The organism is Citrifermentans bemidjiense Bem (assembly GCF_000020725.1).
Taxonomy (GTDB): domain Bacteria; phylum Desulfobacterota; class Desulfuromonadia; order Geobacterales; family Geobacteraceae; genus Geomonas; species Geomonas bemidjiensis.
The window spans coordinates 2,099,639-2,114,117 of record NC_011146.1 but is presented as its reverse complement, the minus strand read 5'-3'; the positions used below and the strand labels follow the sequence as shown (position 1 = coordinate 2,114,117).

Here is a 14,479-nt window from a genome sequence, read left to right as displayed (position 1 = left end):
AATAATTTTTGGGTTAAATCAATCTTTCATAAAAGCTAGCTATCTGTCAATACAGTTAAAAAAAAGGCGGGAAGATGAATCCCGCCTTTTCTAGGTACACGATAGTAACAGGTTATGAGTAATCAACAACTGCCGGTACTATATCTTTTTGCGTTTCCTGGCATAGATTGCGAAAATAGAAAATGCCGATCCGAAAAGGATGAATGTCGACGGTTCGGGAACAGGATTTGTGCCTGCATCTTCTATCCGCAATGAGCTCACGTAGTAGATGATGCTGTCAGGCAACAACTCGAGCTGCTGAAAGTCGGGCTCGAGCAGCACGGCGTCGTGGTGCCAGATGTAGCCGGGGCCCAGGGGAAGGATGTCGCTCGCGCCGAAGCTCACCTGCGCCGTCTGCCCCGCCAGCAGGTCGAACCTCCATCCCATGGCGACCGCCACGTCCCCCCCGCTGGTTACGGAGTTGTCCAGCGAGCCGGCCAGGAAATTCCCGGCGATGTCGAACGGGTCGCCTACCTGGTAGGAGAACCTGTCGTCGAAGCTTCCCTGCGTCCCGGCCATTTCGGGGTAGAAGCCGGTCAGCTGTACGTCGAGGTCGTTGTCGATGAAGGCCAGGATGTTGTAGCTCCCGGCAGCCGAATAGCTGCGGCTGAAGGTTCCTAACCCGGCGAAAACTTCGGGACCTAACGCGTCACCCGAAGGGGTGATTTCGTTCAGATAGGTGGAGCTGTTGCTGACGACGAGCGCCTGGGCGCTGGTTGCCGCTAAGAGCAGCAAGGTGCAGATCATCAAAGTAATCATCTTCTTCATGGCATATCTCCTTTTCCTGTGCCGGCAGAAAGCGGCGTCGGTTGGTCAACTAGAACAGTGAAACCGGTTTAGCGAATACCACCGGCGAACTGCAGAAGCCTCCCGTCGGCTGCAGCTTTTCGATGCGGTAGTAGTAGGTCCTGCCGTTAACGAGGCCGGTATCGGTGAAGACAGGGTAGAGGTTCCCGTAGCCGCTTCTCACCTTGACGAAGCCTGAGCTCGCCCCCTCGGTGCTGCGGTAGATGTCGTATTTCGTGCTCGGCGTGTGCTCCGTTGCCGACCAGTTGAGCTGGACCGCGCCCGATTTCGCCTTGGCGATGAGCGAAGTGAGGCATCTCGTCGTGCTGACGGCGACCCAGGCGCTGTCGGAGCCGCTCGCTAGCCCGTCGTTTACGGTGACGACCACCGTGTAGGATCCGGCCACCGCATAGACGTGGCTCAAGTTGAAGGTCTTGTCCGGGTTGAGGGGGAGCGGCTGGTCGCCGCTTCCGTCGCCGTAGTTGACGGTTGCGCTCCAGGAGTCGGCACCCGGGTCGGTGAAGTAGCCCGAACTGGTGAAGGTGACCCCATCGGCAATGGAGCCGTCAGGCCCGGCGTTGACGATCGGGGCGACGTTGCCGACGGTCACCTTGACGGTGGCCGACCCCACTCCGCCGTCGTCGTCGGAAACAACGACCTTGACGTCGTAGACCCCGTCCCGCGGATAGACGTGGCTTAAGGAGAACGCCTTGCCGCTAAGCGGGAGCGGCTGCACTCCGCCGCCGTCGCCGTAATCGACCGTGGCGCTCCAGCTGTCGGCGCCCGGGTCGGTGAAGGAGCCGGCAGCGGCGTAGAGTTCCCCTTCCTTGATGGCGGCGGCCGGAAGCGGGTTCACCGCCGGGGCCACGTTGAGCACGGTAACGACGGTATCGCGGAGAGCTTCGAGGCTGCCGTCGGAAACCTTGAGGGTGACCGTGAAGATCCCGTTGTCGGGACGGCTGAAGAGCGGCCGCATCCCTGCCGTCTCGAAGCTTCCGTCGTGATCCAGATCCCAGGAGTAGCTAAGGGCGTTGCCGTCTGGATCGGTGGAACCGCTGCCGTCAAGTTGCAGCGTGCTCCCCTCGTCGACCGTGTAGGGGCCGCCGGGGTTGGCGCTGGGGGCGCTGTTCTGGAGCACGGTGGCCGTGGTGAATCCGAAGGCGTCCAGCCTCCCGGTGGGACTCATCACGCCGTTGTCGGTTACCCTGAGCCCTATGTTCTTGATGCCGGTCGTGGTGAAGGTCACCATCGGTTTAGCACCGGTGTAGTCGCCGTAGACCCGGTCGCCGTTGACGTCCCACTCGTAGAGGGTGATGAGGTCGGTGGGATCGATGTCGAACGACTTGCTACCGTCGAGGGCGCACGGGACGTTGACGAAGCAGGTGTACGGCCCGCCGGGGACAGCCACAGGCGGATGGGGCGGCACCGCTATGGTGATCTTCGCCGTGTCGGTAGACGACTTGGGAGGATCGTTGTCGTCGGTCACCCGGAGCGTAACGGTGATCACGCGCGGCAGCGTGTTTTCCGGGTAGAGCTGCCGCGTGTAGGTATGGGCCGCCTTGGGATCGGGGCTCGCCACGTCGAACACCCCGTCGCCGTCGAAGTCCCACTCGTAGAGCACAATCTTGCGGAACGGGTCGAGGTGATAGGAGCGCGAACCGTCCAGGGTGAGCTCGACGTCCACCCCCCAGACCCGGTCTTCGCCCGCGTCGGCGACCGGCGGCTGCACGAACAGGGTCGGGGTGAGGATGAGCACCGACCACGCGTTGGTCAGGTCGTAACCCACGTACCAGCCCGGTTCCTGGTCCTGCGGCCAGCCGCCGTTGGACTGCTGGCGGTTCACCAGCCGGCGCGCCATGCCGTTGACGTTGTCCTTGTACCAGTCGAGCCCGGTCGCGGCCAGGTTCACCACCGGCTTAGGTTTGGCAGAGCGCATCGCCTTGGCGAAGGCGTAATGGCCGTAGTAGCTGAAACGGTTGTTGAGGCTGCTGTTGGGGAACCACCAGGACTTGGTCCAGTTGTTGGCGATGTAGGCCTCGGCCGTCTTCCACCTGGGGTCGCGCTCGTCAATGGCGGTGTCCGGGTCGTCGTAACCGACCATGTCGTCGAAGGCGAGCTGCACCATACCGGAGGGGGTCGTGTTCACGCCGTTGCCCCTGCCGGTGTAACCGAAGCCGGTCCCGTCGTAGGAGGAGTCGAGCCAGATGCTGTTTCTCTCCTTCACCCACTTGGGCACCTGGATCTTCCAGACTTCCTCCGCGGCCAGGAGTCCGACAGCCCCCCACTGCGCCGCGGAGTTGTCGATGCCGCCGTTCCAGGAGTACTGCCAGCCGCCGCCATTAGTGCCGTCGGTCTGCCCCCAGGAGTAGACGTCCACCATGTCGGTCAACAGGTCGAAGTAGCTTCTCCCCATGACCCCGCTCGGGCCGGTGATGGCGTAGGTGTTGCGGCTGCCGCTGGCCAGGATGCTGTCCATGACCTGCCCCACCTCGTAGATGGGGCGCGCCTCTACCGTCTCGACGGCGAGGCCGTTGCCGTTACTGTCCGGATCGCCGTAGGTCTGCGACCCGATCGCCATCTGGCGCAGGCGCGAAGCGGTGAAGCGCAGCCCCCGCGCCACCGTCTCCACGTAGGGGTCTTTGCGGACGTCGCCCAGTTCCAGGTGCCCGTTCACCTCGAAGGCCTGTACGGCCGAAGCGGTCGGGGACGAGGTGTAGAGGCCGCCGATGCCGCCGCCGGCGTCGCCGTTCCACCCCCCGGCGTTATCCCAGTAGCCGGCGTCTATGACTGCGTCGCCGTAGGTCCCCTTGGTGAAGTAGGAACGGGTCTGGTTCGTGTGCAGCCACCAAAGCCCATCGTCGATGGCCAGGTTGATCTCGATGTCGAGCGATTTGGGACGGATCCTGACCTGGTACTGGTCCGAGGCGCTGTTGCCGAGCGCATCGGTCACGGTGAGGGTCGCGACGAAGGGCTGCCCGTCGACGCCGTTGTAGGTGTGCTTCGCCTGGATGGCGCGCGGATCGGTCGCCGTGCCGGTGGCGTCGGGGGTCGTGTCGCCGAATTCCCACCGGTAGGTGAGCGGGGGGTGCAGCGACCAGGCTACGCCTTTCAGGGTGATCTCCTTGCCGCTCCAGGTGTCGTGCGGCATCTCGTTCACGCCGGAAAATTGCCACGGCACGCAGGAGACGACCGGGTTCGCGCTCACCGTGGCGGTGGTGCTGTCGACGGAGGTGTGCCCCGCGTAGTCGGTAACGGTGAGGGTGACGCTGTAGACCCCGGTCTGGGTATAGCGGTGGTCGCCCCAGGGGTTGCGGGTGGTGAGTCCTTCACCGTCGCCGAAATCCCACCGGTAGCTCTTGATGCCGAAGTCGTCGGTGGAGGCACGGGCGTTGAAGCGGGTCGGTATGTCCTCGTTGGTGAGATACGGCCCGCCGGTATGCGCGACCGGGGCCTCGCCCGGCACGACCGTCACCGTCGCCGTGTCGGTCACCGACTGCTGGGCGTGGTCCGTGACCGTCACGGCCGCGGTGTAGCTCCCAGGAGCGCCGTAGGTTGCCTGCAGCAGCGGCTTGGTGAGCTGCGGCGATGCGGGAAGCTGCAGAGCGCCTGCCGGGGTGGTGAAGTCCGAGAGGAGGAAGAGCCCGCTGTGCAGCGTCGCCCCCACGCGCAGAGGGGTCGCGTTGGATGAGGAGGATTCGTAGAGCTTGATCCAGTCCGCTGCGCCGGTGACGCGGTAGTAGTAGACGGCGCCGCTGGATTTAAGGTCGATGCGGACGTCGTAGCTTACGTTGTTGGCAAAGGAGCCGAAGCTGCCGTGGTTGATGTTGCTCTCGTAGACCTGGATCGCGCCGTTGTTGAAGTGGAGGGCGTGGTAGTACTGGTCGATCCCGAAGCTAGCGCCGGCGCTTTTCAACCCCCACATCAGGTATCTGCTGCCGTTGTTGGTCGCCTGCAGCGAGACGCGGCCGGTGTAGCTGTCACCGGCGTTTCTGGGGGCGCTGCCGTTACTGATCAGGTACCGGTTCCAGTTGTTGTAGTCGCCGGTGATGAGGACCCCATCGGGGGTCCGCTCGAAGGGGGTAAAGGACCACGAGGGGCTGCCGGGATCCCACTTGTAGCTGTAGATGCCGAAGTCGTCGGTCGAGGCGCTCGCGTCCAGCGTGACAGGGAAGCCAACCTCGGTGATCTTGTCTGCGCCTGCCGAAGGCACGGGGGGCTGGTTCCCGGCCACCACTACATCGACCGTCGCCGACTGGGCCTGCTTGCCGTTGTCGGTCACGGTGAGGGTCGCCTTGTAGGTCCCGGCCGCGGCGTAGATGTGGGTCGGCTTGGCGCCTGTGCCGGTGCTCCCGTCCCCGAAGTTCCAATCGTATTTCCAGATGCCGTAGTCGTCGCTGGAGGCGCTGCCGTCGAGCGCTACGGTCCAGTTCCCGCCGCTCGCGGCACTCTCGTCCACGCTGTAGGGGCCGCCCGGACGCGGCACGGGGAGGGCGTTCGTGCTCACCGTGGCGTTCGTGGAGGCGCTGTGGCTTAAAAAGGCGTGGTCGCGGACCGTTAAAGTCACGGTGTAGACCCCTGCGGCCGAGTACTGGTAGGTCGGCGTGGGGCCGCTGCCGGTGCCGCCGTCGCCGAACCTCCACTGGTAATCGTAGATGCCGTGGTCGTCGGTAGAGCTGCGGCCGTCGAAGTTGACGGTCCACTTGCCGGCCAAGGCGGCCCGCTCGTCTACGGCGTAGGGAAGCCCTGGGTTCGCAACCGGCGCGAGGTCGCCCTTGGTGGTGACCGTCGTGGCGGCGCTGTTGGAGAGTCCGGCGCGGTCGGTCACCGTGAGGGTGACGTTGTAGGTGCCGGCGCCGGTGTAGACGTGGGTCGGTTTCACGCCGGTACCGGTGCCGCCGTCGCCGAAGTTCCAGGCGTAGGTCTCGATGCCGGTGTCGTCGCTGGAGCCGGAGCCGTCGAGGGTGACGGTCCACTTGTTGGCGTTGGCGAAGCTTTCGCTGAAGGTGTAGGGGCCGCCCGCTGCGGCTACCGGCGCGCTCCCCTTGGCAGCGGTGATCTGGGTGGCGGCGGTGGCGCTTTGTCCCACCTTGTCGGTGACCTTGAGGGTCACCGGGTAGCTACCCTCAAGCACGGTGAATTCGGGCGCCACACCCGTCCTCAGCGAATACTGGGTGAAGTTGTCGAATTTAACGTCGGTAAGGTAGGTGGTGAGGCCGACCTTGCCGTTTAAGAAGGTGCTGTCGGTGGCGTCGATATAAAGGACGCCGTCCACGTAGCACTTGATGCTGTTCTTGTACGCCTCCACCTTGAGCCGGTAGGTCGTGTTCAGCTGCGGCGTGAAGGGGATATTGGCCTGGGCCAGCTGGGTGGAGCCCCCTGCAACCCATTTGTAGAGCAGAACGTCGTTGATCCCTCTGCCCCTGAAGATGAACTCGTAGTGGTTGTCCGGGTCCTGGGCGCGGAAGATGAGGATTCCTTCCTGTCCGCTGCCGGAGACGAGCCTAAGGTCGGTTTCCACCGTGTAGTCGGCCGCATTCTTGTCACCGGTCAGGGTGTCGGTCCGGCCCAGCGAGGCGTTGGTCTGTTCGTAGGCGCCGCCGTTGACGGTCCAGGTGCCGGCGGCGGGGATCCAGCCGTTGGCGTTGCCGTCCTCGAAGTCGTCCGAGAACGTGCTGCCGAGGAGCCACTGGTAGCTCGCTATCCCGAAGTCGTCGTTGGAAGCCGAGCCGTCGAGCTTGGCCGTGTAGCGCCCGAAGCTGGCGTTAGCCTCACCTACGGAGTACGGGCCGCCGGCGTTCGCCACAGGGGGAGCCCCCATGACGGTGACCTGGGCGAAATCGCGGTCCGTCCTCGACTGCAGGTCGGCGACGGTGAGCATCGACGTAAAGCGACCCTCGCTCAGGTAGGCGTGGTCGACGACCGCGCCGGTGCCGGTTCCCGCGTCGCCGAAGTTCCAGCGGTAGGAGGCGATCGTCGCGGGGTTCTTGGAGAAGGAGCCGTTGAAGCTGGCGCTCTGCCCCACCTGGATCGTCTGCCCCTTGGGCTGCGCGTCCGCTATCGGGAAGGAAGCGGGGGGCGGTGAAGGCGGCGCCGAGATGGCCAGGAGCGCGGCGCTTGAGTTGGCGGTGCTGATGGCGGTGCGGGGGCCGAAGGTGCCGTCGCCGTTGCCGGGATAGAAGTACATCCTGTACCCGGTGTACTCGGAGAGAACGATGTCGGCCTTGCCGTCGCCGTTATAGTCGTAGGCGGCCATGGAGTTGTGGTACCCCATATCGAGGGACGGAACCGGCACCGCGGCGAGGAAGGTGCCGTCCCCTTTCCCCTTGAGGAGGTAGGCGTCGCCGTTGGAGCTTCCCGAAACGATGATGTCGGTGTTGCCGTCGTTGTCGAAATCGGCGGCCGCGAGCGCGTAGTTGTCGCTGGCCGAGGTGGTGGCGGTCCCTACCTTTGAGCCGGTGAACTTCCCGGTGCCGTCGCCCAGGTAGACCCAGACGTCGTTGGTGCCGTAGAAGGAGACGGCGAGATCGAGGTTGCCGTCATGGTTGAAGTCGGCCGCATCCAGGCCGCGCCCGGTCCAGTTGTAGTTGAAGCTCGAACGGGTGAAACCGCCGGCGCCATCGTTCAGGAAAACCGAGCAGGTGCTGGTGTTGCCGTTGCCGGCGAAGTCCAGGAGGCCGTCGTTATTGAAATCGCCGACGGTCATGTCCATGGCGTAGCCGCCGGGGTTGCTGTGGGTCCCGACGATGCCTTTGTAAGTGAAGTTGTCGCTGCCGTCGTTGTTGTAGAGGTAGTAGGAGCCGTTGCCGCGGCCGGCGATGAAGTCGAGGGTGCCGTCGCCGTCGAAGTCGCCTATGGCGATGCCGCGCGAGGTTCCCCCTCCCAGGTAGAAGCCGGTCTTCTGGTAGTTGCTGAAAGTGCCGTCGCCGTTGCTCTTCGCGTAGTAGACCCAGGAGGAGTCGTCTATGGCGAGGACGAAGCTCTTGGAATAGTTGTCCGGGGTGGCGGCGGAGCAGTCGTCGTCTTTTCCGTTATGCACGATCTCCTTCTGCGCCGGGTTCACGTATGGGTTCGTGTCGTCGCAGTCAAGCGAGTTGGGGACGTATCCCGCCGGCTGCAGGCAGGCCTGCTGGGACTGGGCCGGGGTGCCATAGCCGTCGCCGTCGGCGTCGCGGTAGTAGGTGGTCAGGGTGTTCCCGACGGCGGGGTCGGCGTCGTTGCAGTCAAGGCTGTTGGCGACGTAGCCGGCAGGCGCCGAACAGGCGACCTGCGCGTTCATCGGGTCGCCGAAGCCGTCATGGTCGAAGTCACGGTAGAAGGTGATGCTGGGGGCGCCGACCGTAGCGTCGGCGTCGTTGCAGTCGAGGCTGTTGGCGACGAAACCGGCGGGCGCCGAGCAGGCAATCACGGAGCTGTTGGCGTTGCCGAGCCCGTCACCGTCGCTGTCGCGGTAGAACCTGAGGGTCGCCTGGCCGATGGCAGCGGTGCTGTCGTCGCAGTCGAGCTTGTTGGTGACGAAACCTGCCGGCGCCGCGCAGGCCTGGGTCACCACCAGGGGATCCCCGAAACCGTCCCCGTCCAGATCGCGGTAATAGTTGGTCATGGTGGACGGGTCCGAGGGATCGCAGTCGAGGAAGGCTGTGACCGCGCGCGCCTCGACGGCGGGCGGGTTGTCGGCCTGGTCGTCGTGCACCGCTACCATGACCTTGACAGTCCCCTTGAAACCGGCCGGCGGCGTATAGAGATAGCCGGTCCCGGTGCCGACCGGGGTGCCGTCGACGCTCCACTGGTAACTAAGCGCCCGCTGTTCGGGGTCGCTCGCGGCCACGGTGAAGGAAAGCGGGACCTTCACGCTCGCCCTCGGCGCCTTGTCGCTCGGAGTGAACGAGGTGATGACCGGCGGGAGGTTCGAGGCAGTGATGGCGACCTTGGCGTAGGCGATCGAGCTGTTGCCGGCGGGGTCGGTGACCTTGAGCCCGATCAGCCCGCTGAAGGGCTTGCTCCAGGTATGGACCACAGTCTTGCCGGAGGCGTCGTCGAAAACGCCGTCCCCGTTGAAGTCCCAGCCGTAGGTGAGGGTGTCGCCTACGTCGGGATCGCTGGAGCCCCCGCCATCGAAGGTGACTTGGCTACCGGTAGCGCCGTTGTAGGGGCCGCCGGCGACGGCTTTCGGGTGGTGCGGGGTGAATTCGGTGGAGAGGTTGTTCATGGTGGTCTGGATGCCGAGGTCGAAGCTCTGGATGCCAGTGTAGGCGGCATCCGCCTTGGCCGCGAGATCAGCGATGGAGGAAGCCATGGTGAAGTCGGCCGCCGGGACCGAGATGGAGACGATGTACTGGGTGAGGAGCGCGATCCGCTGGTCGCTGAAGCCGGCGGCCTTAAGCGAGGCCGCCTCTTCGGCGGTGAGACCCAGGCTCGCGACCCGGTCTTTCAGCCCCTGCATGTCGCTCACCTTGATGACCGTGTTCGCTACCCCCTGCGCGGTCAGTACGTCCTTCAGGTACTGCAGGTCCGAACTGAACCCGGCGAGGTTGGCAAGGAGCAGCAGGGAGTAGGTCCTGGTCTGCTCCAGTTGGCGGTAGGCGTATTCGTAGTTGGAGACGACGACCGCCCCCTGGTACTTCTCGTAGGACTGCCGCAGCGCCTTGACCAGCGCCCCCTGCTCCACGGCGCGGTTGGCGATCTTGATGAGGGCGTATTCCCTGGGATCGGTCCCCTTGACGTAGAAGGGATAGGACTCGGGCACCGAAGTCGCGGCGAGTTCGGCATTGATGGCGGCGTAATTCAACCCGACCATCTCGGTGTAGAGCGGATCGGCCGGGTCCTCGTACAGGTCGTACCAGTGCTTGGCGATGTTCCCGTAGATCCCCGAGGCCTTCTGCGGGGTGCTCTTGGGATCGAAGCCTCCGATCAGGTCTGTCGCCTTGGCGATGACCGCGCCGTTGTAGTCGGTGGCGATCCCGGTGATGTTCCCCAAGACCCCGATGGCGGCGCCGACGACATCGCCGGACATGAGGCTCAAGGCGGCCCCCATCGCGTCGAGCAGATCGCAACCTGCCTTCCACTTGGCGATGGCGTCCGAGGCTCCCTGGGAAATGGCCAAGGCTCCCGCCTTCATCGGGCCTGGGTCGACTGGGGGATGTCCCTGGTCGATGATCCTGAAGGCGAAGCCGCTGCCGGCCGCATTCACCAGGTCGGGGCCATTGAACTTCTGGTCCAGGTTGTTGTCGAGGACGATGTCGAACTCGCCCACGAACATCTTGGCAGGCGTCGCGATCACCACCTGATTGGCCACCCCGAAGACGCCGCCCATCATCTCCGTCTCGACCCTGTTCTCCGAGCCCATCACGTCGGCCAGCGCCTCGCCGCCGCTCCAGGTGCGGTTGGTCATCACGTAAAGGTCGGCGCAGGGATAAAAGCCGCAGCCGTTTAACATACTGCCGCTGAGCCCGGTCCCTGCCGCGCAGACGAACTCGCTTTTATCGAAGACGCTTTTTTGGTCCGCGAACGGATCTCCGCCGCAGGCGTAGGTCCAAACCTCGCCCCGCGCCGGGAGGGCTGAGCATAGTAAGAACAAAAAGAACAGCAAGGTCCCCTGGGTCCCGTGTTTGCTCAAGGATTGTCTCATGAGATGCCTCCCGCTGAAGCGATATAAATGTTAATTAAAGTTCTGGACTGGGCGGAGATATATTTCGAGGCGGCTTCCGGTTGAACCTGCTGGAGTTACCGCATTTTCTGGCAAGACGGCGAGTATCGCGCCTTTGAGTAAACCGCTTTGGCGCCTGCTGAAGTGGTGGTCGATTATCATTATCCCGGACGAAGAAATACGTTAATTAGCGGCAAGAAACACGCCAACAGGTAACTAGTTGATATCGCAGAGGGGGAAAGGGGGCTAAACCGGTGTACTGTAAGGGATTCCGACGGGGAATTGGAGAGTTGCTGGGTGCAGCTTCATGAGCGAAAGTACTGCGATTAAAGGGGGTTTTACCAAAGGGGGAGTCTGTGGCGCAGTGTAAAGAAAAACGACAGCCTCGCCGCTTAAGTATGTCGAAGAATTCCGGGGAAAGCCGCTCTTGGTCCCCCTCCCGTCAAGGGAGGGGGGACTCTTTCCCCGGATCACCCTTGCGGTGGGAAATCAGGGAGGTGGCGCCGAAATCAGGGGAGGACGAACTTCGGGGACTGCCCCAGGAAATCCCGGGGATTCTCAAAGAAGACCCGCTCGGCCAGCGCTTCAGGGTGGCCGCGCCGCCGCATCTCGTTGGCGCATTTCAAGGTGGCGATGGGGTCCGAGACGCTCCAGTCCGCCGAGGAATTGATGCAGATCCGGTCCGGCCCGAAGATCTCCACGGCATCGATGGCGCGGGCGGGGCTCCCCTTGGAGTCGGGGTAGAGGGTGAGGCCGTACCAGAAGCCGTTGTCCTTGATCTCGCCGATGGTGTGCTCCTCGGCGTGGTCGATCAGCACCCGCTCCGGTTTGACGCGCGGCTCGTTCTTGAGGATGTCCATGATGATGCGGGTCCCCTTGAGCTTGTCCTCCAGGTGCGGGGTGTGGATCAGCAGGAGTTCGTTGCGGCGGGCGGCAAGTTCCACCTGCTCCTCGAAGATGGCGATCTCGTTGCGGCTGTTTTTGTTGAGCCCCACCTCGCCGATGCCGAGCGCGTTCGGGCGGTCCAGGTACTGCGGAAGCATGGCAATCACCTCGCGGGCAAGCTCCAAGTGCTCAGCTTCCTTCGCGTTCATCCCGATCCAGCAGTAGTGAGCGATCTTAAAGCGGGCGGCGCGGGCGGGCTCGGTCACGGTCAACTGGTTGAAGTAATCGTGGAAGCTCGCCGCGGAGGCGCGGTCGTAACCGGGCCAGAAGGCTGGTTCGGCGACGGTGTGGATCCCGCCGTAGGCAAGGGCCAGGTAGTCGTCGGTGGTCCGGGAGACCAGATGCATGTGGGGATCAATTACCCGCATTTTCGCCTCCCCAGGCGCCGGTCGCCTTGAGCCCCAACGCGCTCTCGATGGGCTCGCTGCTCGGGTCGCTGAACAGGAGCTGGATCGCCTTGGTGCGCCCCCCCCCCCGGTTCCAAGAGAAGCGCCAACGCTTTCTCGAAGGCGCGCCGGCGATACTCCCCCCTCGCCTCTCCGGCATCGGCGGCGCGGTCCAGGCGGTCCAGAAACGACGCTATCTCCAGCAGGCGGGCCCGGTTTTCAAGGAAGTAGGTGTCCAGGATCTCCTGGGAGGTCAGGCTGCAGCTTTTTCCGGTCATCGCTTTTCTCCGTCTGATTCCTGCGCGAGGCGAGTGTCTTGATGCATTTGCGGTAGAGAGCCGCATCTATGTCGTGCCGGTCCGATCTGGCGCCGATGCCGTCCAGAAGCGGGATGGAAAGCTCCCCTCCCAGGTGCTCCTGGAACTGCCGCAGCGACTTTTCCACGTCGACCCATTCCAGGGCAAGGTGGTAAAGCTGGAAGCCGATCCCTTCCAGGGTGGCGAGGATGCGGCGCAGGTCGAGCTCCCCTATCATACCGAGCTCGAAGGAGTAGAGGGAATCGAGCGCGATGCCGATGGCGACCGCCTCGCCGTGCCTGATCTCGCCCTGGGTCAGCTCCTCCAGTTTGTGCGCGGACCAGTGCCCGAAGTCCAAAGGGCGCGACGAGCCGAACTCGAAGGGGTCGCCGCTAGTGGCGATGTGCTCCAGGTGCAGTTCGGCGCAACGGACGATCATGCGCTGCATGACCTCGGACTCGAAGGCGGCGAGCAGTGCGCGCGAGGCGTAGAGGAAATCGAAAAAGGCGCGGTCCCTGATGAGAGCCACCTTCACCGCCTCGGCGATGCCCGCCCGAAGCTCCCTGGCCGGCAGGAGCCTGAGAAAGTCGAAGTCGTTCACGACGGCGAATGGGGGGGCGAAGCAGCCGGTGAAGTTCTTGCGCCCGAAGGCGTTGACGCCGTTTTTCACCCCCACCCCGGCGTCGTTCATGGAAAGGGTGGTGGTGGGCATCCGCACCAGGCGGACGCCGCGGTGCGCGGTGGCGGCGGCGAACCCGGCCGCGTCCAAGACGGCGCCGCCGCCGATGGCAAGGATGAAGGAGTGCCGGCAAAGGCCGTGGCGCTCCACCAGGGCGTGGATCTTCTCCACCTCCCCAGGCTCGTTCTTGCACGCCTCGCCTCCCCGCATAACCAGCGGGGGAACGAGGATTTCCACTTCGGCGGAGTGGTCCGCCGCAAAACGGTTCAGCTTCTCCAGCAGATCCGGGTTGATCCGGAGCACCTTCGAGTCGATCACGGTCAGCACCCGGGGTCTTTCCCCTTCGCCTGCCAGGACCCGCAAAAGCGCGGCGCTGCCGGCTCCGAAGGCGTCGCTGGTGAAGATCACCGGAAAGGAATAGGCGACGGTGAAATGCTGCTGGATGGTCTTCATGCCCCCTCCCTCAATCACAGTCCCCGGTACAGGATCTCCAGGGTGAGCACGGAATAGGAGGTGACCAGGACCGGATCCCTCTCCCACCAGCGGCCGGTGGGGTTCACCCAGGAGCCGTCCTCCTTCTGTAGGTCGAGGAAGCGCTTGGCCAGGTCGGTGCGCCAGTTGACGGTCTTGCCGTTTTTGAGCTTGATGCTGTCCACGCCGTAGGTGCTCAGGGCCTTGGCCATGGTGTGGTAGTAGTAGTAAAGCCCTTCCTGCCCCATCCCCGGATTTTCCTCAAGCGTATAGTTCGCGCTGAGCCAGTTGTAGACCTCTTTCACGCGGGGGTCGTTCTTGTCCATCTGCGCGTAGATGTAACTCAAAAGCCCGGCATAGGAGCCGCTGCCGTAGGAGCGGAGCGCCACCCGGCCGTCGGGGAGGAGTTTGTCGCCTGCCTTCGAGTCGCCGGGGAAATAGACGAACCCGCCGCGGTTTTCGGCGTCGCCGGTGACCCACTTCTGGTCGTTATAGCCGGGGAGGTTCTGGGTGCGGGAGATGAACTTCACCACCGCCTTCCAGTCCAGGTCCTCGGCCTCCCCCGCCACGTCGCTCTTCAGGTAGCGGGTGTAGTGCAGCGCCTCCAGGGCGAAAGAGGTGTTGACGATGTCCGAGTTCTTGTAGCTGCCGCCATAGCCGATGCCGCCGTCGAACTGGTCACCCCTCTTGTCCTGGAGCCCGACCAGGAAGCCGCGGGCCCTTTTGAGAACCGGCTCGTACTCGGGGTTGTTGGACATAAGGAGCGCCATCATGGAGATGGAGGTGTTGTAGTTGGCGAGATCCTTGCCGTAGATGCCGCCGTCGGGCCTGACGTTGGAGAGGAGGTAGCGGTACCCCTTGCCGATCTGCGGCTCGTACTTCCGTTTGTAAAACCCAGACGGGTCCCCCTGGAAGGAAGTGAGCACCAGGGCCGAGAGCGCCGGGTATTCCGGCTGGGACCAATGCCCCGCCGAATTCTGGCGCAAGGCGAGCCAGGAGAGCCCCTTGCCGATGGCGTTCTCAACCTCCAGCTTCAGCGAGAGGTCCTGCTTGGAGACGGCTACACTCTTTTGTTTTTCGGCGGCGAAAGCGGGGGGAATGAGGACCGTGGCGGCGATGACGACAGACAACATGAGCAAGGAGAGTTTCTTCATGACGGTCCTCCTGACGAGACGGCTAGATACGCCGAAAAAAGAAAGGGCGCCGCGTTGGCACAATTAAAAAGGGAAGGCTG

General features: G+C 63.7%; 6 protein-coding genes. All 6 read right to left on the bottom strand.

What is annotated here, in order from left to right; translation table 11 throughout:
• Positions 1-138: 138 nt before the first annotated feature.
• The 6 genes from GBEM_RS09135 to GBEM_RS09110 all read right to left on the bottom strand — a co-directional run bounded on the left by GBEM_RS09135 (position 139) and on the right by GBEM_RS09110 (position 14,399).
• A complete protein-coding gene (locus GBEM_RS09135; RefSeq protein WP_012530254.1) occupies positions 139-807 on the bottom strand; it encodes a PEP-CTERM sorting domain-containing protein in 669 nt (222 codons plus the stop codon).
• 49 nt (positions 808-856) lie between these two features.
• Entirely contained in the window at positions 857-10,450 is a 9,594-nt protein-coding gene (locus GBEM_RS22025) for a PKD domain-containing protein (protein WP_012530253.1), read from the bottom strand.
• A gap of 527 nt (positions 10,451-10,977) precedes the next feature.
• Entirely contained in the window at positions 10,978-11,781 is an 804-nt protein-coding gene (locus tag GBEM_RS09125) for a TatD family hydrolase (protein ID WP_012530252.1), read from the bottom strand.
• Entirely contained in the window at positions 11,772-12,077 is a 306-nt protein-coding gene (locus tag GBEM_RS09120; RefSeq protein ID WP_049762649.1) for a hypothetical protein, read from the bottom strand. The genes GBEM_RS09125 and GBEM_RS09120 overlap by 10 nt, the downstream gene beginning before the upstream one ends.
• Positions 12,019-13,227 carry a 3-dehydroquinate synthase gene (locus tag GBEM_RS09115; protein ID WP_012530251.1) on the bottom strand — a complete coding sequence of 403 codons (1,209 nt, stop codon included), beginning with the start codon at positions 13,225-13,227 and terminating at the stop codon, positions 12,019-12,021. Before GBEM_RS09115 ends, GBEM_RS09120 begins: the two co-directional genes overlap by 59 nt.
• Before the next feature lie 14 nt (positions 13,228-13,241).
• Entirely contained in the window at positions 13,242-14,399 is a 1,158-nt protein-coding gene (locus GBEM_RS09110) for a prenyltransferase/squalene oxidase repeat-containing protein (protein ID WP_012530250.1), read from the bottom strand.
• Positions 14,400-14,479 lie beyond the last annotated feature (80 nt).